Source organism: uncultured Litoreibacter sp. (assembly GCF_947487515.1).
Taxonomy (GTDB): Bacteria; Pseudomonadota; Alphaproteobacteria; order Rhodobacterales; family Rhodobacteraceae; genus Litoreibacter.
Map to the genome: position 1 here is coordinate 363489 of NZ_CANKWO010000002.1, position 19679 is coordinate 383167.

General features: G+C 56.6%; 25 protein-coding genes. 9 read left to right on the forward strand and 16 right to left on the reverse strand.

Features of this window, described 5'->3' with window-relative positions; genetic code table 11:
- Positions 1–70: 70 nt before the first annotated feature.
- Positions 71–352, forward strand: a complete 282-nt coding sequence (locus Q0746_RS07375; RefSeq protein ID WP_298258776.1) for a DUF1330 domain-containing protein — start codon at positions 71–73, stop codon at positions 350–352.
- 58 nt (positions 353–410) lie between these two features.
- On the opposite strand, the gene mscL is transcribed toward Q0746_RS07375, so the two are convergent.
- Positions 411–839 carry a large conductance mechanosensitive channel protein MscL gene (gene mscL / locus Q0746_RS07380; protein WP_298258778.1) on the reverse strand — a complete coding sequence of 143 codons (429 nt, stop codon included), beginning with the start codon at positions 837–839 and terminating at the stop codon, positions 411–413.
- A 154-nt stretch (positions 840–993) separates the two neighbouring features.
- On the opposite strand from mscL, the gene Q0746_RS07385 reads away from it, so the two are divergent.
- Positions 994–1692, forward strand: coding sequence for a glutathione S-transferase N-terminal domain-containing protein (locus Q0746_RS07385; RefSeq protein ID WP_298258780.1), 699 nt, complete (start codon positions 994–996; stop codon positions 1690–1692).
- Positions 1693–1954: 262 nt separating this feature from the next.
- On the opposite strand, the gene Q0746_RS07390 is transcribed toward Q0746_RS07385, so the two are convergent.
- The 4 genes from Q0746_RS07390 to pheT form a co-directional block, all read right to left on the reverse strand.
- Complete coding sequence (locus tag Q0746_RS07390; protein WP_298258782.1) at positions 1955–2404, reverse strand: YtoQ family protein; 450 nt, start codon at positions 2402–2404, stop codon at positions 1955–1957.
- A gap of 63 nt (positions 2405–2467) precedes the next feature.
- Positions 2468–3238 carry a calcium-binding protein gene (locus Q0746_RS07395; protein WP_298258783.1) on the reverse strand — a complete coding sequence of 257 codons (771 nt, stop codon included), beginning with the start codon at positions 3236–3238 and terminating at the stop codon, positions 2468–2470.
- Positions 3239–3421: 183 nt separating this feature from the next.
- Positions 3422–4180 carry a calcium-binding protein gene (locus Q0746_RS07400; RefSeq protein ID WP_298258785.1) on the reverse strand — a complete coding sequence of 253 codons (759 nt, stop codon included), beginning with the start codon at positions 4178–4180 and terminating at the stop codon, positions 3422–3424.
- 158 nt (positions 4181–4338) lie between these two features.
- On the reverse strand, positions 4339–6744 hold the full coding sequence (gene pheT, locus Q0746_RS07405) for a phenylalanine--tRNA ligase subunit beta (RefSeq protein WP_298258787.1): 2406 nt from the start codon (positions 6742–6744) through the stop codon (positions 4339–4341).
- A gap of 219 nt (positions 6745–6963) precedes the next feature.
- Between pheT and Q0746_RS07410 the strand changes: the two genes are divergently transcribed.
- Both Q0746_RS07410 and Q0746_RS07415 read left to right on the forward strand, forming a co-directional pair.
- Positions 6964–7158 (forward strand): hypothetical protein, encoded by a 195-nt coding sequence (locus tag Q0746_RS07410; RefSeq protein ID WP_298258789.1) that lies wholly within the window; start codon positions 6964–6966, stop codon positions 7156–7158.
- A gap of 61 nt (positions 7159–7219) precedes the next feature.
- The gene (locus Q0746_RS07415; RefSeq protein WP_298258791.1) at positions 7220–7912 is read left to right on the forward strand and encodes a hypothetical protein; all 693 of its coding nucleotides are present in this window, start codon (positions 7220–7222) and stop codon (positions 7910–7912) included.
- A 171-nt stretch (positions 7913–8083) separates the two neighbouring features.
- Here Q0746_RS07415 and pheS read toward each other — a convergent pair whose 3' ends face one another.
- Positions 8084–9157, reverse strand: a complete 1074-nt coding sequence (gene pheS, locus Q0746_RS07420) for a phenylalanine--tRNA ligase subunit alpha (RefSeq protein WP_298258793.1) — start codon at positions 9155–9157, stop codon at positions 8084–8086.
- Positions 9158–9605: 448 nt separating this feature from the next.
- Here pheS and Q0746_RS07425 point away from each other — a divergent pair, with 448 nt between their 5' ends.
- A complete protein-coding gene (locus Q0746_RS07425) occupies positions 9606–10400 on the forward strand; it encodes an OmpA family protein (protein ID WP_298258795.1) in 795 nt (264 codons plus the stop codon).
- A 12-nt stretch (positions 10401–10412) separates the two neighbouring features.
- Positions 10413–10631, forward strand: coding sequence for a hypothetical protein (locus Q0746_RS07430; protein ID WP_298258798.1), 219 nt, complete (start codon positions 10413–10415; stop codon positions 10629–10631).
- Positions 10632–10710: 79 nt separating this feature from the next.
- Here the strand turns inward: Q0746_RS07430 and Q0746_RS07435 are convergent, their stop codons facing one another.
- The 5 genes from Q0746_RS07435 to pyk form a co-directional block, all read right to left on the reverse strand.
- Positions 10711–11145, reverse strand: a complete 435-nt coding sequence (locus Q0746_RS07435; protein ID WP_298258800.1) for a BLUF domain-containing protein — start codon at positions 11143–11145, stop codon at positions 10711–10713.
- A gap of 166 nt (positions 11146–11311) precedes the next feature.
- On the reverse strand, positions 11312–11674 hold the full coding sequence (gene rplT / locus Q0746_RS07440; RefSeq protein ID WP_298258802.1) for a 50S ribosomal protein L20: 363 nt from the start codon (positions 11672–11674) through the stop codon (positions 11312–11314).
- A 12-nt stretch (positions 11675–11686) separates the two neighbouring features.
- Positions 11687–11887 (reverse strand): 50S ribosomal protein L35, encoded by a 201-nt coding sequence (gene rpmI, locus Q0746_RS07445; protein ID WP_298259700.1) that lies wholly within the window; start codon positions 11885–11887, stop codon positions 11687–11689.
- Positions 11888–12016: 129 nt separating this feature from the next.
- Positions 12017–12241, reverse strand: a complete 225-nt coding sequence (locus tag Q0746_RS07450; RefSeq protein ID WP_298258804.1) for a hypothetical protein — start codon at positions 12239–12241, stop codon at positions 12017–12019.
- A gap of 30 nt (positions 12242–12271) precedes the next feature.
- On the reverse strand, positions 12272–13726 hold the full coding sequence (gene pyk, locus Q0746_RS07455; protein ID WP_298258806.1) for a pyruvate kinase: 1455 nt from the start codon (positions 13724–13726) through the stop codon (positions 12272–12274).
- 232 nt (positions 13727–13958) lie between these two features.
- Between pyk and Q0746_RS07460 the strand changes: the two genes are divergently transcribed.
- The 3 genes from Q0746_RS07460 to Q0746_RS07470 are packed head-to-tail and all read left to right on the forward strand — an operon-like array spanning position 13959 to position 14862.
- Complete coding sequence (locus tag Q0746_RS07460; RefSeq protein WP_298258808.1) at positions 13959–14258, forward strand: DUF1244 domain-containing protein; 300 nt, start codon at positions 13959–13961, stop codon at positions 14256–14258.
- A 56-nt stretch (positions 14259–14314) separates the two neighbouring features.
- Entirely contained in the window at positions 14315–14575 is a 261-nt protein-coding gene (locus Q0746_RS07465) for a hypothetical protein (protein WP_298258810.1), read from the forward strand.
- Positions 14572–14862: a hypothetical protein gene (locus tag Q0746_RS07470; protein WP_298258812.1), complete on the forward strand. Its 291-nt coding sequence runs from the start codon at positions 14572–14574 to the stop codon at positions 14860–14862. The genes Q0746_RS07465 and Q0746_RS07470 overlap by 4 nt, the downstream gene beginning before the upstream one ends.
- Here the strand turns inward: Q0746_RS07470 and Q0746_RS07475 are convergent.
- The 5 genes from Q0746_RS07475 to Q0746_RS07495 all read right to left on the reverse strand — a co-directional run bounded on the left by Q0746_RS07475 (position 14859) and on the right by Q0746_RS07495 (position 19660).
- Positions 14859–15716 carry a D-amino-acid transaminase gene (locus Q0746_RS07475; RefSeq protein WP_298258814.1) on the reverse strand — a complete coding sequence of 286 codons (858 nt, stop codon included), beginning with the start codon at positions 15714–15716 and terminating at the stop codon, positions 14859–14861. The two genes, Q0746_RS07470 and Q0746_RS07475, sit on opposite strands and share 4 nt — an antisense overlap.
- Before the next feature lie 4 nt (positions 15717–15720).
- Positions 15721–16686: an N-acetyl-D-Glu racemase DgcA gene (gene dgcA / locus Q0746_RS07480; RefSeq protein WP_298258816.1), complete on the reverse strand. Its 966-nt coding sequence runs from the start codon at positions 16684–16686 to the stop codon at positions 15721–15723.
- Between the two features lie 19 nt (positions 16687–16705).
- Positions 16706–17707: an N-acetyltransferase DgcN gene (gene dgcN / locus Q0746_RS07485; protein WP_298258818.1), complete on the reverse strand. Its 1002-nt coding sequence runs from the start codon at positions 17705–17707 to the stop codon at positions 16706–16708.
- A 130-nt stretch (positions 17708–17837) separates the two neighbouring features.
- On the reverse strand, positions 17838–18680 hold the full coding sequence (locus Q0746_RS07490) for a sugar phosphate isomerase/epimerase (RefSeq protein ID WP_298258820.1): 843 nt from the start codon (positions 18678–18680) through the stop codon (positions 17838–17840).
- Positions 18677–19660, reverse strand: coding sequence for a fatty acid desaturase (locus tag Q0746_RS07495; RefSeq protein WP_298258822.1), 984 nt, complete (start codon positions 19658–19660; stop codon positions 18677–18679). Before Q0746_RS07495 ends, Q0746_RS07490 begins: the two co-directional genes overlap by 4 nt.
- Positions 19661–19679 lie beyond the last annotated feature (19 nt).

A 19679-nucleotide genomic window follows, 5' to 3' on the forward strand; every position in this document is an offset into this window, starting at 1 on the left:
TGAGCAGTATTCGCACCTCCTTCCGCACACCTATGATGGCGTCATTGAAGTTTTACGAGGAACACACCCCATGACCGCCTACGCAATAGTCACCCTTACGATCAACGACCCCGACAAGATGGCGGCCTACCGAAAGCTGGCTGGGCCTGCACTGGCGAAATATGACGCAAAGCCGCTGCAGGTCTCACCGGATTCGGTTTGGTTGGATGGCGCGGATGCGACCCCCGATGTGGCCGTCTTACTGACCTTTCCGGATCGAGAGGCCGCGACCGCATGGCGCAATGATCCCGAATTGGCCGACGTCCATCAGCTGCGCAGCGATGCGGGGATTTGCAAAATCCTGCTGCTTTGAAACGCAAAAGGCCCGCTGGGTGAACCAGCGGGCCTTTCAAAGTTGAAATCCTAAGCGCTTACTTCTTCAAAGCGGCCAAGATGTCTGCCAGCAACTCTTCTTGAGTTGGGCCGGCTGGCTCTTCCGGAGCAGCTTCTTCTGCTTTGGCGCTCATCTCTTTTACTTTGTTGACGTAGCGCACCAGCATGAACACCACGAATGCGATGATCAAGAAGTTGATGATCGCCATGATGAACGAACCCCATGCGAAGATCGCCGCACCCGATTCACGGGCCGCTTCCAAAGATGCGCCTTCGGCGACGTCGCCGGACAGAACGCTGTATTGGTTGGCGAAGTCGATGCCGCCCATGAACAAGCCGATAATCGGGTTGATCAAATCACCCACAAGCGAGGTAACGATGGCGGTGAATGCTGCGCCGATGATGATACCAACGGCCATGTCCATGACATTGCCCTTGGCGATGAAATCTTTGAATTCGTTTAGCATGTTTACTTGTCCCTATTTGTGTCTACCGACGCATTTTTTGTTATAGCTGTGCGCGCCTGCGCAAGTGCATAGCACTTCTACGCACGAAACCATCCCTTTTTTAAGCCAACACTTGGTCTAAGTTTAGGGGGAAACAAAAAACTGGATACTCACGATGACCTCCCTTGCAGATTTTCCGATTACCTCGCGCTGGCCTGCACGCACCCCTGATGTGCTGCAGCTCTATTCCTTCCCGACACCAAACGGGGTGAAGGTCTCCATTGCCTTGGAGGAGATGGGTATCCCCTATGAGGCCCATACCGTTACCCTGTCGGATGCCGACGTCAAAAGCCCCGAGTTCTTGTCGCTCAACCCCAACAACAAAATCCCCGCCATTATCGACCCCAACGGGCCGGACGGCGCGCCTTTGGGGTTGTTTGAAAGCGGGGCAATCCTGATCTACCTCGCTGAGAAATCCGGAAAATTGATCGGCCGCAACGAGGCGGAGAAGGCCAAGATCATCCAATGGGTGATGTTCCAGATGGGGGGGCTAGGGCCGATGATGGGGCAGCTCGGCTTCTTCTACAAATTCGCCGGATCGCAATGGGAGGACAAACGCCCGCAGCAACGCTACATCGACGAATCCAAACGCCTATTGGCCGTTTTGGACAAAGAGCTGGAGGGGAAGGACTGGATCGTAGGCGCGTATTCCATCGCAGATATAGCCATCGCCCCGTGGCTGCGGGCCATGGAATTCTATGGCACCAAGGCGCTTTTGGGCTGGGAGAATTACACAAACCTAGTGGCCTATCTTGACCGGTTTGTCGCCCGCCCTGCCGTGCAAGTCGGGTTGGTCACCCCACCTCGCGACTAACCTGCGCACGCAGGCTTAGCACATTCGAAAGCGGGACGGAGTAAAACCCGTCCCGTCTAGACAGCATAGGTCATATGGGTCCTCGCGCACGATGGGGGCCACCTTGATCACCGGTGAACATGGGGATGTTTCAACCCCAAAGGGTGCGGGACTAATACCCCGTCCGACATGGCCATTCCGGCGGCGCCGCCACCTTGCAACGCATCAAAGAGACCCGTTTGAACCGCGCCGCCCTGCCAAGGGCCGCGCGGCCTTGGCGCGGTCAGCTTGGCAATTGCCCCGTCAGAACGTAGCGCAGGATTTCGGATACTTTGGCCGGATCATCCGTCACCGCCAACGCCGCCGCATCCACTTCTTTCAAAGCATGTTGATGGTCAGCCCCATGCACCACAATCAATGACTTGCCCAAAGCGGCTGCAAAGCCCGCGTCAAACGCGGCGTTCCATTGCTTGTACTTCTCGCCAAAGCGCACCACCACAACGTCAGCATCCGCGATCCCCTTGCGGGTCCGAATGGCATTCACCATCGCGCCTTTATGGTCGTGCCAGTACTTTTGCTCCTCGGCCCCCAGTATGGTCACGCCGCAGTCATCGGATGCACCGTGGTCCGTCACCGGCGCGTCAAAGCGAACATCCAGCCCCGCGCAGCCCTCGATAATTTGCGCCCGCCAGTCGGTGTGAATTTCGCCCGACAAATATACCTTCAACGTCATTTTACGCCCTCCTTTTCAGCTTGGCTTGCAAGGTGACGTGATCGACGCTGAAGGCAAGGCGTTTTAGACGATAACCAGCGCTTCGGTCAGGTAGTAGCTCAGGAAATCGCCGAAATCGACGCCCTCCAGTGTCAGCGTGTCGTTGAAGCCGATGTCGATCAATGTGCCCCCCGCGCCGTTGTCGCCCGCGGTGATGTCGGTTGCGCCCGAGACGAAAAGATCCGCCCATTCCAGATCCGTCATCCCCCCGACGATGAAGTCATCCACGCCAAGTTCAAAATCGGTGATAGTGACATCCGCGCTTTTCTTGCTGGACTGGTAGACGAACTCGAATGTATCGGCACCTTCACCGCCGGTCAGCATGTGGTCGCCGCCCTTTTTCATCCGCGCCACAATCAGATCGTCGCCCGTACCACCATCGGCCGAGGAAGTATGATCGCCGGTGTTCACAACGTCATTTCCAGCGCCCCCGAAGAGGTCGTTGTTCCCCTTGCGCCCGAAGATAAAGTCGTCGCCGGAGCCACCGTCGATCACGTCGTTGCCGTGGCCGCCGTCGATGTAGTCGCCGCCGCCTGCACCGTTGATCTGATCCGCGCCACGCCCGCCAAAGACACGGTCCGCACCGTTGCCGGCGTTGATGATGTCATCGCCATTGCCCGCAAGGATGAAGTCATCGCCGCGACCGCTGAAAATGTTATGCGAGACATTGTTGGTGATGATGGTGTCATTGCCGTCGGCGCCGACGATGACATATTGTGTCACGCCAGATATCGACAGGCCAGAGGTGTTGATGGTGTCGTCGCCAATGGTGCCAGTCAGTGTAATCGTCGTCATAATTTTCCCTCGTTAACATACCCACAAGCACCAGAATCGGCGCCCCCGCAGCACGCTAGCAAGGAAAAGACACATGGTCGCCCCATTTAGGTCACAATTAACCATTGGCAACACTCTGTTTCGAAACGCGAAACGCCCGCCCCAGAGCTGGGACGGGCAAATTATCTATAAATTTTAAGGACTTCAGACGATCGCTAAGGCGCTGTATTCCGCCGTGAACTCGGCCATGTCGGTGTCGTCAAAAGTTAACGTCAACCCGCGATCCAAGCGCAAAACAAGGTCCGATCCGTCTTGGGTCAGCGTCGCATCTGCCTCGCCTGCAAGAAGGTCGGCCATGAAATCCACATCCGATTGTCCGGCAATGATGAAGTCATCCAAGCCGATCTCAAAGTCGGTAATCGTGACGAGAGACCGCTTCTTGGCCCCCATCCCGTAGAACTCGAACGTGTCGGCCTCACTGCCACCTGTCAGGGTATGCCAGCCGCCTTTGGTCGCATTCGCCTTGATGTGATCTTGCCCAGAGCCGCCATCCACAACAGAGCCGTTCAACCCTGTGTCGATCGTATCACGGCCTGCGCCGCCACTCAGGGTATTATTGCCTTTGACGCCGTAGATGATGTCATCCCCTGCGCCACCATCGATCACGTCTTTCCCTTTGCCACCATAGAGCGTGTCATTGCCCAAGTTGCCAGAAATGTCGTCTGCCCCGTCGCCACCGTTGACGAAGTCATCGTGTTTGCCTGCGATAATGACATCGTCACCTGCGCCACCAAGTATCGTGTCTTCGCCCTTGCCGCCCTTCAGAATATCATCACTTGAGCTGCCGACCACACGGTCGTCGCCTTTTCCCGCCACAACTTCAAACGTGTCATCATCCCCCGGGTATAGAAGTGGGATGCTGATATCATCGTTGTCAGCGGTACCATTAACTTTCGTCACCATTACAATTTCCTCGCTTCGTTCATAAGAATCGACGCACGGCCCCCAGCACATCGGATCGCGGCATAGTCACCACCAATTCGTGGCAACACCTGAGCAATTTGAAGACAATTTTAGGATGTGGTGAAAATCCCTCGCCCAATCAGGCGAGGGAGCAGTGATTAGCCACGCAAAGCGCCACCAGTCGCCTTCGAGACTTTCTCGACAATCTTGGCGCTGACGGCCTCGATATCTTCGTCTTTCAGCGTTTTCTCGGAAGGCTGCAAACGCACGGTGATGGCCAAAGACTTTTTGCCCTCGCCCAGCGAGCCGCCAATGAATTCATCAAACACCCGCACGTTTTCGATCAGCGCTTTGTCTGCACCAGCCGCGGCATTTACCAAGGTCAGCGCCTCGACATCAGCATCGACCACAAAGGCGAAGTCACGCTCCACGGCTTGCAGGTCTTGCAACGCCAGAGCCGCGCGTGTTGCGGTTTTCGATTTCGGGAACGGGATTTCCGAAGGCCATAGGGTAAAGGCCATCGCGGGGCCCTTGATGTCGAAAGCCGCCAGTATTTTCGGATGAACCTCGCCAAAGATACCCAGCACCTTTTTGGGGCCAAGGCAGATTTTACCATGGCGCCCAGGATGCCATGTGTCGTCCGCCCCGCGCAAGATTTGCACCTTCGCAGGGGCCCCCAATGCGGCCAGCGCAGCTTCTGCATCTGCCTTCACATCATAAACATCAACCGCTCGGCGCGTGCCGTGAACATCCTTGGGGCCGGTATGACCAATCAACAGGCCAGCTGCCTGCACGAATTGCTCGGCTGGCTCGCCGCCATGGAATGCAGGACCGACCTCAAACAAGGACATATCCGAAAATCCGCGCGCCTGATTGCGGGCTGCTGCCTGCAACAAACCGGGCAACAAGGCGGGACGCATATGCGACATCTCGGAGCTGATCGGGTTCTCAAGCTTGGTCGCATCCGTGCCACCGCCAAACAGCGCTGCCGATTTGGCATCAATGAAGGAATAGTGAACGCATTCATTGTACCCAAGGGCCGCAATTGTGCGTCGCGCGATTTGCTCGCGCTTTTGCAGAGGTGTCAGGATCGGCTTTGGAATACCCGCATCAACACGTGGCAACGGGCGGCCTTCCAATTTGGTCAGTGACGCGATGCGCGCGACCTCTTCGACCAGATCGGCCTCGCCCTGCACATCCGGACGCCAAGTCGGCACCTGCGCCATATCACCGTCCATCACGAAGCCCAAAGCCTCTAGGGAAGCGCGTTGCGTGGCTGCCGGAATGTCCATCCCCACCAACGACTGCACACGGTCGGTATCCAGTTTATAGGCGCGGGAGTGGTCGGGCATCGCCCCCGCCACGACAACCTCAGAGGCCTCGCCGCCGCACAGGTCGATAATCATGCGCGTCGCATGTTCGATGCCCTCCGGCGTCCATTCAGGGTCAATGCCGCGCTCAAAACGGTAGCGCGCATCGGAATTGATCTTCAGCTTGCGACCAGTATGCGCCGTGCGGATTGGGTCAAAGAACGCCGCCTCAAGGAACACATCTGTTGTGCTCTCATCGCAGCTGGAGGTCAGCCCGCCCATAATGCCGCCAAGGCTTTCAATGCCGCCTGCGTCCGAGATCACTGTCATACCAGCCTCAAGCTGGTACTCCTTGTCGTCCAGCGCCGCGAAGGTCTCGCCGCCTTTGGACTGATGCACCTTCAATGCGCCGCCCTTTACCTTGTTGGCATCAAAGACGTGGAGCGGGCGATTGCGGTCGTAGGTGAAGAAGTTGGTAATATCGACCAGCGTGGAAATCGGGCGCAAGCCAATGGCCTTCAACGCATCTTGCAGCCACGCGGGTGACGGGCCGTTTTTCACGCCTTTGATCACGCGTCCATAAAAGACAGGGCAGGCGCCGGTCTCAAGTGTTTCTGCGTCGATCGTCACGTTGATCGGGCAAGGGAAAGACCCTTTGATCGGATCCGTATCACGCGGCTTCAATGTCCCCACCCCACGCGCAGCAAGGTCGCGGGCAATCCCCCGCACCCCAAGCGCATCCGGACGGTTCGGCGTGATTGCGATCTCGATCACCGTGTCGACTTTGGAGGGGTCGTTTTCAGCCAGCCAATCGGTGAACTTCTGGCCCACCTCACCGCTGTCCAGCTCGATGATACCATCATGTTCTTCGGAAAGCTCCATCTCGCGCTCGGAGCACATCATGCCGTAGCTCTCAACGCCGCGAATTTTGCCAACCTTAATAGTCACGTCCAAACCCGGCACATAGGTCCCCGGCTTTGCCACGACGACATTGATCCCTTGGCGCGCGTTCGGTGCGCCGCAGATGATCTGCAAATCCCCCTCGTCGGTGGCCACCTGACATACCCGCAGTTTATCTGCATCAGGGTGCTTCTCGGCGGACGTGACGTGACCGATGGTAAAGGCCGACAAACGGTCGGTGGGGTTTTCGACGCCCTCAACCTCAAGACCAAGGTCGGTCAGCGCATAAAGGATATCATCAAGGCTGGCCTCTGTTTCGAGATGATCCTTGAGCCAAGAGAGGGTAAATTTCATGCCGCGCACTTTCGTCTATATATATCAAATGAGACCGATTAAGCCTCGTTGCCCCGTGCTACCCCATCAATAAGGCAAGTGAAAGTGCCGCATCGTCTCGCGGGATCTCTGTATTTGCGACAGATTGGGGCTAAGGGTCATATTCTCGCCACATTTTGGCGCGATCAAGAACACAAGTGGGGCATTAAACGTGATTCTAAGGTTCTAAGGTTCAAAGTTATGCAATTTCTGTTCAATATCATGTCTTCGGTTTTCAAGCCGTCGCTGATTGCACTGTCCATTGCTTTTGGGGTGGCGATCATTTCGTTCAATGACTCCCCGTTGTCGGTCAATCAAAAGTCGATTGATCTGTCTAACATTAGCTGCCCTACCGTGCTGAGCTTCCTTTGCGGCTCAAAAGGTGCGCTGCAGTAAATATCTGGCAACTAATTCAAGTATAGGGTTCCTAAGCAACGCTTCTCCAAGGTCGTAGCTTATGGAACCCAATCACTCGACCATTCCTCCAATTTGTGTGCTGCATATCGGTAAAACCGGTGGCAGCTTTTTGCGTTCCGTACTCAAGCACAACCAAAACCGCTGGACCCTGCCGTTAAATCTGTTGGGGCATGAGGCAACTGCGTTTGGCACCGCCAAGCGGTTTGGACCCGACCGGCAGCTGGCCTTTGTTGTGCGTGACCCGCTGCTTCGCTTTTCCTCCGGCTTTTATTCACGTCAACGCCAAGGACGCCCCACGTATCAGTCAGATTGGACCGCGGAAGAGGCCGCCGCTTTCCGTTGGTTTGAGACCCCAGAGGATTTGGCCCTTGCCTTGGCCTCCCCTAAGGAAGTCGAAAAATCTGCCGCGCTCTTTGCCTTCAATTCAATTCGGCACCTGAAATCTGATTTGCGACATCACCTCGGCGGCGCGCGGCGTCTTGTGAAGGAACGCGACAACATCATCATGTGTGTAGACCTTCCCGATTTGACCGCGCTGTTGCCTAGGATCATGACTATTCTTGGGGTGCCGGATTGGGACATGCCACCCAATCCGGTGACCCATAAGTCCCCCACCCCACCCGCGCCGCTGACTGCACAGGCGACGGCGGCTTTGCGTGCTCATTGGGCCGATGAGTTCGAGGTTTACGATGTTGTCCGCGACATGGCCTACCAATTGGGGTTCAGCCGGTAGGCCAATTGGCACTGGCAAGGGATTTTGCCTCGCGAAGTAGCAAACGCCGATGCGACTGCTAGCGCGCAGGCCGATCCTGCCCTGCACGCTGCAAGATATGTTCGCGCAACACAGTCGCCAACACCAATACCGAAGCGGAGCCCTGAAAGAGGCTAATCGCCTGAAGCAAGCTTAGCGGCTCAAACCGCCAGCCAAATTCGGCTGATCCAATGAGGCAAACCCGTAGTGGCGCAACCAGCGCAGATCGCTGTCGAAGAACGCCCGCAGGTCGGGAATGCCGTATTTCAGCATTGCCAAACGGTCAATCCCGATGCCGAAGGCGAACCCTTGGTATTCATTTGGATCAATCCCAGCGGCGGCCAAAACCTTCGGATGCACCATGCCGGATCCCAGCACCTCCATCCAGTCGTCCCCTTCGCCGATCTTAAGCTGACCGTCCTTCCAAGTGCACTGAATATCCACCTCGGCGGAAGGTTCGGTGAACGGAAAATGCGAGGCGCGGAAGCGGGTCTTGATGCCTTCAATCTCGAAGAACGCCTTGAAGAATTCCTCCAGCACCCATTTCAGGTTGGCCATGGAAATATCCTTGTCGATGGCGAGACCTTCGACTTGGTGGAACATTGGCGTATGCGTTTGGTCGTAATCGGCGCGGTACACACGACCGGGGCAAATGATGCGTATCGGCGCGCCCTGCTCCTGCATTGAGCGGATTTGAACCGGAGACGTATGCGTGCGCAAAACATGCGGCGGACGGTTATCGCCCTCGGCACGGTGCATGTAGAAAGTGTCCATCTCGCCACGCGCGGGGTGATGGCTGGGAATATTCAACGCGTCAAAATTATGCCAGTCATCCTCGACTTGCGGGCCTTCCGCCACGGCAAATCCCAGATTGGCAAAAATCGCAGAGACCTCTTCGGTCACTTGGCTAATCGGGTGGATCGAGCCCGCCGGACGATCACGACCAGGCAAGGTCACATCCAGCCATTCGGTGCGCAAACGCTCGTTCAATGCGGCATCCGCCAAGCCCGCCTTTTTCGCAACCAATGCGGAATTCACTTCATCCTTAAGCGCGTTCAATGCAGGGCCTGCGGTTTGGCGCTCTTCAGGGGTCATTTTGCCCAGCTCGCGCATCCGAAGGCTGATTTCGCCCTTTTTGCCCAAGGCCGCAACCCGCAGGTCCTCCAGCGCAGATTCATCGGCCGCATCGGCAATTTGACTTAGGTATTTGGCTTTAAGATCGTCCATGACGGCCCCCGCATTTGGTGTTGTGATCCTGCTATCGCCCACCCCGTCTGATTGCAAGCGCGGCCCTTCGGCTGCACCGTCTTATCACCTATGCGACAATCAACAAAAAACTATGCAAAAAACCCCAAATTAGGGGGTGAAAAAGGTTCAAAACACAAAATAATGTGTGTATGCATAGCCATGTCGCCTTTATTAGAGGCAGCACAAGTGGGGAAAACAATGCAAGCCGTGTTATACTCGCACCGCCTCAGGTCGGTGTTGCAGCATACTGTTATAGATCTGGGGTTGACCCTGTCTATTGATGACGAGGCCGCCCAGATATCCCTAGCTGACCACAAAGACACCATCATCAAGACTGCCGCGATGATGCAAGTAGAAGTTAATTTTCAACGAACAGATAGCGCAACGACAGCAACGTTTTATCGCTAGACAATACACAGGTGAGTAAATGGGACTATTCAGCAAACGTAAAACAACCCCTCAATACCGCGCCGGAGGGCTTGGGGGCTTGAGCCAAATTCAACCCACGCGCACAGATGCCAGCGTCGCGCAAAGTGACTTCAAGCAAACGGCCATCATCGCCGCCCTTGCCTTCATGCTGGTGGGCAGCCTGTCCTACATCGCCATGCAATCCATCGGATCGAACAACAGCTCGGTCACCGTAGCGCAACCCGCGGCCAGCGAAGTACCCGTCGCACCAGTGGCCGCTGTCGTACCCGAAAAACCAAAATACCCGGAAATCAAGGCCTACGCCCCAGTCGTCGAAGAACGCGCATTTGTCTCTGCCAATGGCTCCATCGACGTGCTTCTGCCCGAGCGTGAACCGTACTTCGTCTACCCGATCAAAAAGGTTAACGCCAACGCGACACCGCTGTGCGTCACCGAACTGCGCAAACCGGCCCGCGCCGCCACGTTCTACTTTGATGTCGGAAGCGCTGAACTCGGCACAGAGCATTACGAACAGCTGGCCGCCTTGGGCAAGATGGTAAACGACTGCCCAGAAGCCTTGGTGCATGTCACCGGTCACTCTGACACTTCGGGCAATGACTTGGCCAATCTGGACCTCAGCTGGAAGCGTGCGGACAGCACGGTGAATGCACTGGCCACGCTGGGGCTGAACACCACGCAGTTTGAACCCGTCGGCTTCGGCGCGCGCTCCCCCCTCGCGCAGGGCGCCACCTCCGACGAGGACCGCAACCGCCGCGTTGAGTTCCACGTCTTGTTCCACGACAAAGACCACTAAAGGAGCCATGTCATGATGAACTTTATCATTCTTCTTCTTGCCATGAGCGCCAGTGGCGCGATCGGCTTCTACCTTGCCCGCGCCCACTACCTTGGCCAAAGCGCTGTCCAGCTGCATAATCTGGACGCCGAGCTGCAAAAAGTACGTCGCCACGCGCGCAATGCCGAAACCCAAGCAGCCCGCGCGAAGGCCGATCATGATCGCCTGAGACGCACCAGCTTGACCGCCTAGGCAGATCAACCAAAACACCACACAAAGGCCCTTCCAACCGAAGGGCCTTTTGTCGTTTTAGGGTAGGGAATTTTCGAGTTTAGATATTGATGGCCAGCTTGGCTGGCGGTGTCGCCATGAGATCCTGCATCACGTCCAGCAGCCCGTCGACATTCACCGATTCAGGGTCCACGACATCTGTCGCGAAATACCGCAGGAACGCCGCGCGGGTCTGACTATCCATCCCCTGATGCAAGCCCATAACCCAAGTCGGGAACATGCGCTCACGCACGCCTTCAAAGGACAGCAAGATAATGTTGGAGTGACGCGGGTCCCGCGCAATGCGGTGATAGACCGACGACACTTCGAGACGGCCGCCCTCGATCACCTGAATGAAATGATCGCCGTTAAAATGCAGCATTCCCGTCAGGTTCAGATGTTGATTGTTGTGCTTGCTGGTCTCGATCAGCTCTTGAATGTTGAGGTCCTCGGAAAGGTTCCGTTGGCTGTAATATACTAGGCGTGTGAGATTCATGTCGGATGTCCCAGGGTAAAACACTCAATCCACATATAGTAACAAGACCGTGATCGAACCGCAAGATTAAGCAGGTCTGCGCCCAATTCTACGGCATATGTCACAAAAAACGCCGCCCCGGTTTCCCAGAGCGGCGCAACCACATCTCAAACAGATGCGTGTATTCTTAAGCCAATGCGGCTTTCGCTTTTTCGACCACTGCCGCAAATGCGTCAGGCTCGTTTACAGCGAGGTCCGCCAGAACCTTACGGTCGACTTCAACGCCAGCCAAGTTCAGGCCGTTGATGAAACGCGAGTATGTCAGCGCCTCGTCGATTGCACGGCAACCAGCGTTGATCCGCTGGATCCACAATGCGCGGAAGTTGCGCTTGCGGTTCTTACGGTCGCGTGTCGCGTATTGGTTCGCCTTGTCCACCGCTTGAGTGGCGACGCGGAACGTATTCTTGCGACGGCCTTGGTAGCCTTTAGCGGCTTTGATGATTTTCTTGTGACGGGCGTGGGTTACGACGCCGGATGTAACTCTGGACATATCAAATTCTCCTTAGCGCGCGTATGGCATGTATTTTTTCACGATCTTCTCATCTGCTGCGCAGAGGATCGTGGTGCCACGGGCGGTGCGGATAAACTTGGTAGAGCGCTTGATCATGCCGTGGCGTTTGCCTGCTTGACCAGCTTTGACGCGACCGGAGGCCGTCATCTTGAAGCGCTTTTTAGCGCCTGATTTCGTCTTCATCTTCGGCATTTCCATCTCCTCAAAGATCGAGTGGTATTTCGTGCGACTCGGCATGCCATTCGCCGGACGCACGGTTGAAGGCGCTTCGTATGATCAAAGCGCCAGTATTGCAAGCCTCATAGTGGCCTTTCCACCGGTTTAGCGCACAAAATGCGCAACAACCCGAGTGAACACGTCTGGCAGATCCGCGAACGCATAGCCTCCTGGCGAACTATACAGCGCATAGACAATCATGCCGCCTGATGCCACCGCAGCAAACGACGCCACACGCGGTGCACTTCCGTCCAGAAAAGCCGACAGGATCGCCGGAATGGTCAACACACCGACGACAATGCCTAGAACCAGAATCAGATCGTAATTCAAAACAGCCTCCTTACGTAGGAATGAGGCAAATTACTCTGGGTCGGAACTGTAAATCAACCTTTCGTCGCAGGGCGCTACGCGAAGAATGTTTGTCGTCCCCGGCTGGTTGAACGGCACGCCCGCGGTAACCACGATTTGATCGTCGGCTGTGGCAAAGCCGGCTTCTTGGGCAGCACGCGCCGCATTGACCACAGCCATTTTGAAGCGATCAACGTCATCCTGCGTCATCACGCAATGCGTCCCCCAGCTTAGCGCCAGACGGCGGGCAGTGCCCACCAATGGAGTTAGCGCAATGATCGGCACATGCGGACGTTCGCGCGACACCAGCGCAGCTGTAGTGCCCGATTGCGTGAAGCAGCAGATCGCCTTGATGTCGGTGGTTTCCGCAATCTCACGGGCCGCCACAACGATACTATCTGCAACAGTGGTTTTCTTGCCGCCACGCTGGGCCGCGATGATGTCACGGTAATTCGCATCACCTTCAACTTCGATCGCCACGTTATTCATGGTGGTCACCGCCTCGATCGGGAAGCTACCAGCTGCAGATTCAGCAGACAGCATGATCGCGTCGGTGCCCTCATAGATGGCGGTCGCCACGTCGGAGACTTCGGCGCGGGTTGGCATCGGGCTATCAATCATCGATTCCAGCATTTGCGTCGCAACGATCACCGGCTTGGCGACAGCGCGGCAGCGGCGGATCAGGCGCTTTTGGATCGGCGGCACATTCTGCACGGGCAGTTCTACGCCCAAGTCCCCACGGGCCACCATGATGCCATCGGACACCGCCAAAATGGCGTCAAATGCCTCAACAGCTGCAGGCTTTTCGATCTTGGACAGGATCGCCGCGCGACCACCCGCCAATTCACGAGCCTCCGCCACATCTTCAGGACGCTGGACGAAGGACAGGGCCAACCAGTCAACACCAAGCTGGCACACAAATTCCAGATCCTTGCGATCTTTCTCGGACAACGCAGCCAGTGGCAGCAGCACATCAGGGACATTCACCCCTTTGCGGTTGGAGATCACCCCACCCACCACAACTTCGCAATTGGCGTAATCCGCGCCGCAGTCTTTGACTGTAAGTCGAATCTTGCCGTCGTTCACCAACAGGCTGGAGCCAGGCTCGAGCGCGGCGAAAATTTCCTTGTGCGGAAGCTGGACGCGGGTCGCGTCGCCCTCGGCAGGATCAAGGTCCAGACGGAACGGGGCGCCCACAACCAGCTCTTCGCCGTCTTCATTGGCAAAGACCCCAACACGCAGTTTTGGCCCCTGAAGATCGGCCAGAATAGAGATCGGGCGACCCAGGTCTTTTTCGATCTGGCGGATAATCTCGTGGCGCACACGAATTTCACTATGATCGCCATGCGACATATTCAGACGGAACACATCTGCGCCGGCCTCAAACAGGGCACGTATCATGGCGTAGTCGTTGGACGCCGGTCCTAGAGTGGCCACAATCTTAACGTTACGTAATCTTCTGTTCATTTCAGTTCCTCGGCGATCCAAATGTTAGCGGTATCATATGACGGGTTTCGCCACTCACCGCAACTAGCGCTTCCGCTCAATGAGGGCTATTCTGCGCAAAAATGTAACAGGCCAACGACCAAAGACGGGAAAAGCCCCTTTAATTCGCTCGGGAGCACCCCATCTTTGTCCAAGTTGCAGCCCACAACCGCCAAGCAAGCCCCGAAGCAAGCACCAAGAAGGACCCAACCGTATGGACCCGCAAACAAAGCTGGAGCTGGAAGCCGCCGCCTTCCGCACGCTGCAAGCCCATCTGCAACGCCGCACTGACGTGCAAAACATCGACATGATGAACCTGACCGGCTTTTGCCGGAACTGCCTAAGCCGCTGGTATCAAGAAGCCGCAAATGAGCGCGGCATCGAGATGACCAAAGAAGAAGCCCGCGAAGAGTTCTACGGCATGCCTTTCAACGAGTGGCGCGCTGCGCATCAATCGGATGCCTCTGACGCCCAGAAGGCTGCTTTTGAAATTTCGCACAAAGACGCCACATAACTGTGAATTGGGCCAAAGCGTGCCTATGTGCTATGCTAGGTCCAAAGGAGATCAAGATGAAACGCCTTACATTAGCTGCGATTGCAGTTGCTGTGGCCTTGCCCGCAGCTGCAAGCCAAGCGCCGATACGCGAACACTTGAAGCAAGAACTGCCCACTTGGGGTTACAGCGATGTTGACGTCGATGGGCTTACCCGCGCACAGGTGGTGCACATCAATCACCTGCTCCACAGCAACAAGTCTCCGTCGCAGATCCGGGGCAATATCGGTGCAATATTAGGAGACAGCTTGCTAAAGACGCTGTTTGGCCGCCAATGATCCGCGCCGCCCTAGTTTCCGCACTAGTTGTTCTAAGCGCCCCAGCATTTGCCGCCCCGAACGAGCAGCTTCTGCGCTCTATCGAGCACCGTTTGGCGTTTTGGAATGTGGGCGAAGTGGATTACAGCGCCCTGACAACATCTCAGGCCGCTGCACTACATTTGAAACTGTCGAACGCGCCATCGCGCTTCTCTGGGCGATCAAGCTTTTTTCGCCAAGAGTTGCTTACGATACTGCAGTGGGATGGCAGCGAGAAGAATTACTCGCTGAACAAATCCTCAGACTAAAGCGCCTGCTTCATGCTTTCTTCGAGGTAGATTTCACGTAGGCGTGCCGCCGACTTGCCCGGCTTGCCATCACCCAAAGCCACGCCATCCACTTCTACAACCGGCATAACAAAGGTCGATGCGGACGTGATAAACGCCTCATCCGCGTTCTTGGCTTCCTCAATGGTGAACGGGCGTTCCTCGATCTGCATCTGCGCCGCTTCGGCATAGGCCAGCACCGCCGCGCGGGTGATACCGTGCAGGATTTCCGACCCCAGATGGCGCGTGATGATTTTACCGTCTTTGACGATATAGGCGTTGTTGGAGCTGCCCTCTGTCACGAAACCATCTTCCACCAGCCATGCGTCATCCGCGCCCGCAGCCTTGGCCATCATTTTCGCCATGGAGGGGAACAGAAGTTGCGTGGTCTTGATATCGCGGCGCGCCCAGCGCTGGTCATCCACTGAAATCACCTTCATGCCGCTGGCGATCTTCGGGCTTTCCAGCAGGTTTGCCGACTGCGTGAACAACACGATTGTGGGCTTCACTTCGGCGGAGGGGAAGACAAAATCGCGATCCCCGTCACTGCCGCGCGAGATTTGCAGGTAGATCATACCTTCCTTCAATGCGTTGCGCTTCACCAGCTCGCGGTGGACCTCCAACAGGTCCTCTGTGGAGATCGGGTTCTGCATCTGCAGCTCGTCCAAAGAACGCTGAAGGCGTTTAATATGCCCGTCAAACGCAAGGATTTTGCCATCTAGGATCGACGTCACCTCATACACCGCATCCGCAAACAGGAAGCCACGATCAAATACGGACACCTTGGCCTCTTCTTCGGGCAGGTACTCTCCGTTCAAATATACGGTGCGGCTCATGTCGTTATCCCCATAGTTCAGGCTTGGGCGCGTGCACCCCTGCCTCGTCAAATTTCAAAGGTTCGTCGCGGTCTTCGGCCAGAAGGAGCGGGCCGTCAAGGTCCGTAAACGCCACACCCTGCGCCAGAATGGTCGCCGGAGCCATCGCCAGCGACGACCCGACCATGCAGCCAACCATCACCCCGTAGCCCTGCGCAAGGCCCGCATCTTTCAAGGCAAGCGCTTCGGTCAGACCACCCGTTTTGTCGAGCTTGATATTGATGACATCATATTTGCCCTTAAGCGACGGCAAGGATGCACGGTCATGGCAGGCCTCGTCGGCGCAAACTGGCAACGGGCGCTCTATCTCGGCCAGCATGTCATCTTCACCCGCGGGCAGCGGTTGCTCTACCAGCTTCACACCGAGGCGCACCAGATGCGGCGCCAGATCGGAATAGACATCCGCGGACCAACCTTCGTTGGCATCGATGATGATCGGCGTGTCGGGCGCACCGCGACGCACCGCCTCCAAGCGTGGCATATCATCTGCTGTGCCGAGTTTGATCTTCAACAGGGGACGGTGGCTATGCTTGCGTGCGCTGGCCTCCATCGCAGCGGGGTCCGCCAGTGACAACGTATAGGCGGTTATCTCGGGCTTCGGCGCAGGCAGGCCCAGCAGATCCCAGACGCGCAGGCCTTGCGACTTGGCCTCCCAATCCCACATCGCGCAGTCAACGGCGTTGCGCGCAGCCCCTGCGGGCAATGCCCCCTGCAGGGCCGCGCGGGTGATGTCGGATGGCAGGGACAGGATTTCCTCGATCACCGAATCCACCGTCTCGCCGTAGCGGGCATAGGGCACGCATTCGCCTTGCCCCCTGACCCCATCGCGGTCAATGCGTGCGGTGAGAACCTGAGCTTCGGTGCGAGAGCCACGCGAGATAGTGAACACCTCGGCCAACGGGAACACATCCTTGGTGACTGTGATACACATGGCGCGGCTCCCCTTTTGTTTACAATGCTTCCAACGCATCCACGAGGCGCTCTGCCCCAAAGCGGAACGGATCAGTTGTGGGCAGCCCCATGCGATCCTCGACGTCCTTTATGTAGGCGCGTGCGTCATCTTCGGACATGTGTTGGGTGTTAATTGAGACACCGGCCACAACGCAAGCAGGGTTCGCAACTTTCGCCATGCTCAATGCCGTGTCCCGCAGCGTTTCCAGCTCTGGCTGCTGATAGGTCGGCAGGCCACGCATGTGGGCGCGGGTCGGCTCGTGGCACAGGATCAGCGCGTCGGGCTGTCCGCCGTGGATCAAGGCCATCGTCACACCCGAATAGGACACGTGGTAAAGGGATCCTTGACCCTCAATGTGATCCCAGTGATCCGCGTCATTGTCGGGGGTGAGATACTCAACGGCACCGGCCATGAAGTCGGCAATCACCGCATCCAACGGCACACCGCCACCGGTGATCAGGATGCCGGTTTGACCCGTTGGCCGGAAGGTGGATTTCATCCCGCGCTTGGTCATTTCTGCGTCGATGCACAGGCCCGTATACATCTTACCGACCGAGCAATCCGTCCCCACAGCCAAGCACCGCTTACCTGTGCGCTTGATCCCATTGGCGATCGGGTAGGCCACGGAAGGGATACGCACGTCATGTAGTGTGGCGCCGTGAACTTTGGCGGCGCGCTGAATTTCGTCTTCGTCGCGCAGCAAGTTGTGCAAGCCCGAGGCAATATCGTACCCCATTTCCAAGGCTTCAACCAAAACCGTCTTCCACGCCTCGGAGATAACCCCGCCGCGGTTGGCCACACCGATCACCAGCGTCTTCGCACCGGCTTCCAAGCCTTCTTGCAGCGTCATGTCGGACAGGCCAACAGTCGTGCCGCAGCCTTCCATACGGAATTGCCCCACGGCGTTATCAGGGCGCCAGTCTTTGATGCCCTGAGCAACTTTGGCGGATAGAGCGTCCGGCGCGTCGCCGAGGAATAGAAGATAAGGTGTCTGGATCATGGCAGTTCTCCCGAGTGCATGCTGAACTTGGCGCAGCATAGGAGGACGGCCAGAGAATTTTTTTCGTGAAAATCGGAGAAGTCAAAATTCAGTGCAATAAATTCCGCGATATTCGTGGATTTTTCGAATTTTATTCGACCTGCGCAACATTCTCCCAGATTTCTTCGACCCAAGACTTGATTTGTTGCGCTTCCTCCCAACGATTTGACAGCTCACGCCCATTTGCATCGGTCATGGCATATTCTGGTGGGCCGAGTTCGCACAAGAATATGCAATCACCGGCCTTGTTCCGTGCGCACCAACTCGACATGCCTTCATGCCACCAGCCTTTGAACAGCTCGACCCATTTCTGATGTTGCGGAAACCCAAGTGGCAGCTGGATTTGCTGCCGCGACGCCACACGGCCTTGGAAACTGTCAGAGCGCTCAAGTACGCGAGAGATCAACCCAAGATCATGGTCCGACAGCGGGAACCAAAACTCACGGTCCACTACATAGTGGCTCAGGTCCGCGCAAACGCGCATCTCGGGGATACGATCCAGAAGCTGCAACATCGTATACAGATCATTGGTGATGCAATTGCGGTGGGTCTCGAACTGAATTGGCATCCCGATCTTGTTAGACATCTCCATCCACGTTTGGATCACCGGCACCATGTCATCCAGCGCAATCGGCATGACCTGCCCGATCACATCCACAAAGGGCGCACCGAAGTCCTTGGCCATCTTCAACGTGTCTTCCAAACTGTCGACTGTTTTGGGAAAGGCCACGATCAACGGCGTGAGGTTGTGGCGTTCCATATGAGGCCGAACCGCATGGGCGACCTCTACATCTGATGCCCCCAGATCGATGGCCATACCATCAAAACCAGCACCGGCTACCATCTCACAAACCTGATCATAGGGAAGCTTCACCCCCGTTTGGTCATGCGGCTGCATCGCCCAAAGTGAGGTATACGTCTGAAGCCGCCTCATTCTGCAGGTATCCGCGCGGCGCGGCCACCAGACAAGGGCACCACCCAGACTTCATCCATCGGGTATTGGCTTTCGTCCTTGGCCATCAGCTTTTTGATCACTTCAATTTGGAATTCAATCCAACCCATGCGGTGAACCTCCCCTGCTTGGGCCTCGATCTTCGCGTTCAACTGGCGCAGCTTCCAAAACGGCACGGCGGGGAACACGTGATGCGCAGTGTGATACGGCATTTGCCAACACAACCAGCGGATCAGGGCGTTGGTGCGGGTGGAGCGGGTGTTTTCCAGAATGTCGTCTTCATGGCTGAGGCCCAAATGCTCAATGGTGTTCTGAAGCTGGTGGATGGGCTTGGTCAGCACCATCGGCAGCAACCAGAAAGTCACCGCGACCCAACTACCTGCGGCCACGGATGCCACTGCGACATATACATATAGGGCGATGTGCACGCGGGCCTCAAAGATGACTTTGGCCTCTTCTTCCTCGCGAATGTAGGGTTCCAGAATGATCCCCCCTGCGCGACGGATATTGCCCACGATCCGGTTGCGCCAGTAAGAGATACCACTGAGCCAAAGAAGATAGCTGGTTAACGTATAGGGTTCGCGCACCAGTTCGCCATCGCGCTCCCAATCCTGCGTGTAGGTGTGATGGGCGAAATGCATAACCTGATCGAAGTCGCGCGGGAATATCTGGATGAATCCGATAATGCGGCCGAAACCCTCGTTCAGCTTGCGCGTTTTGAACACGGTGGCGTGGCTGAGCTCATGCTGGGCGGCGTAGAGGAAGTTCAACAACACCCCAAGCGCCAGCCCCGTGAGCCAGACCCAGCCAGAGCCCATCGCCTGCGCATGCAGGATCATAACGACAACAATTGCGCCTAGATGGCTGGCCATTTGGATGCCTCCCATCATGTCGGAACGTTCATTCAACGCGCGCAGTTCTTGCGGCGTGACGAGCTTGCGGCGGGAGAACGTGGCATCCATGGTCAATCCTCAACTGTGA

What these genes read in the sequence shown, in the direction of transcription:
- dgcN (WP_298258818.1), bottom strand. Translation starts at nt 17,707, where the DNA reads ATGATCCAGACACCTTATCTTCTATTCCTCGGCGACGCGCCGGACGCT.
- Q0746_RS07475 (WP_298258814.1), bottom strand. Translation starts at nt 15,716, where the DNA reads ATGAGCCGCACCGTATATTTGAACGGAGAGTACCTGCCCGAAGAAGAG.
- Q0746_RS07490 (WP_298258820.1), bottom strand. Translation starts at nt 18,680, where the DNA reads ATGAGGCGGCTTCAGACGTATACCTCACTTTGGGCGATGCAGCCGCAT.
- Q0746_RS07395 (WP_298258783.1), bottom strand. Translation starts at nt 3,238, where the DNA reads ATGACGACGATTACACTGACTGGCACCATTGGCGACGACACCATCAAC.
- Q0746_RS07470 (WP_298258812.1), top strand. Translation starts at nt 14,572, where the DNA reads ATGATCCGCGCCGCCCTAGTTTCCGCACTAGTTGTTCTAAGCGCCCCA.
- Q0746_RS07425 (WP_298258795.1), top strand. Translation starts at nt 9,606, where the DNA reads ATGGGACTATTCAGCAAACGTAAAACAACCCCTCAATACCGCGCCGGA.
- Q0746_RS07400 (WP_298258785.1), bottom strand. Translation starts at nt 4,180, where the DNA reads ATGGTGACGAAAGTTAATGGTACCGCTGACAACGATGATATCAGCATC.
- Q0746_RS07435 (WP_298258800.1), bottom strand. Translation starts at nt 11,145, where the DNA reads ATGAATCTCACACGCCTAGTATATTACAGCCAACGGAACCTTTCCGAG.
- Q0746_RS07375 (WP_298258776.1), top strand. Translation starts at nt 71, where the DNA reads ATGACCGCCTACGCAATAGTCACCCTTACGATCAACGACCCCGACAAG.
- rpmI (WP_298259700.1), bottom strand. Translation starts at nt 11,887, where the DNA reads ATGCCGAAGATGAAGACGAAATCAGGCGCTAAAAAGCGCTTCAAGATG.
- pyk (WP_298258806.1), bottom strand. Translation starts at nt 13,726, where the DNA reads ATGAACAGAAGATTACGTAACGTTAAGATTGTGGCCACTCTAGGACCG.
- Q0746_RS07390 (WP_298258782.1), bottom strand. Translation starts at nt 2,404, where the DNA reads ATGACGTTGAAGGTATATTTGTCGGGCGAAATTCACACCGACTGGCGG.
- mscL (WP_298258778.1), bottom strand. Translation starts at nt 839, where the DNA reads ATGCTAAACGAATTCAAAGATTTCATCGCCAAGGGCAATGTCATGGAC.
- Q0746_RS07465 (WP_298258810.1), top strand. Translation starts at nt 14,315, where the DNA reads ATGAAACGCCTTACATTAGCTGCGATTGCAGTTGCTGTGGCCTTGCCC.
- Q0746_RS07385 (WP_298258780.1), top strand. Translation starts at nt 994, where the DNA reads ATGACCTCCCTTGCAGATTTTCCGATTACCTCGCGCTGGCCTGCACGC.
- rplT (WP_298258802.1), bottom strand. Translation starts at nt 11,674, where the DNA reads ATGTCCAGAGTTACATCCGGCGTCGTAACCCACGCCCGTCACAAGAAA.
- pheS (WP_298258793.1), bottom strand. Translation starts at nt 9,157, where the DNA reads ATGGACGATCTTAAAGCCAAATACCTAAGTCAAATTGCCGATGCGGCC.
- pheT (WP_298258787.1), bottom strand. Translation starts at nt 6,744, where the DNA reads ATGAAATTTACCCTCTCTTGGCTCAAGGATCATCTCGAAACAGAGGCC.
- Q0746_RS07460 (WP_298258808.1), top strand. Translation starts at nt 13,959, where the DNA reads ATGGACCCGCAAACAAAGCTGGAGCTGGAAGCCGCCGCCTTCCGCACG.
- dgcA (WP_298258816.1), bottom strand. Translation starts at nt 16,686, where the DNA reads ATGTGTATCACAGTCACCAAGGATGTGTTCCCGTTGGCCGAGGTGTTC.
- Q0746_RS07495 (WP_298258822.1), bottom strand. Translation starts at nt 19,660, where the DNA reads ATGGATGCCACGTTCTCCCGCCGCAAGCTCGTCACGCCGCAAGAACTG.
- Q0746_RS07430 (WP_298258798.1), top strand. Translation starts at nt 10,413, where the DNA reads ATGATGAACTTTATCATTCTTCTTCTTGCCATGAGCGCCAGTGGCGCG.
- Q0746_RS07415 (WP_298258791.1), top strand. Translation starts at nt 7,220, where the DNA reads ATGGAACCCAATCACTCGACCATTCCTCCAATTTGTGTGCTGCATATC.
- Q0746_RS07410 (WP_298258789.1), top strand. Translation starts at nt 6,964, where the DNA reads ATGCAATTTCTGTTCAATATCATGTCTTCGGTTTTCAAGCCGTCGCTG.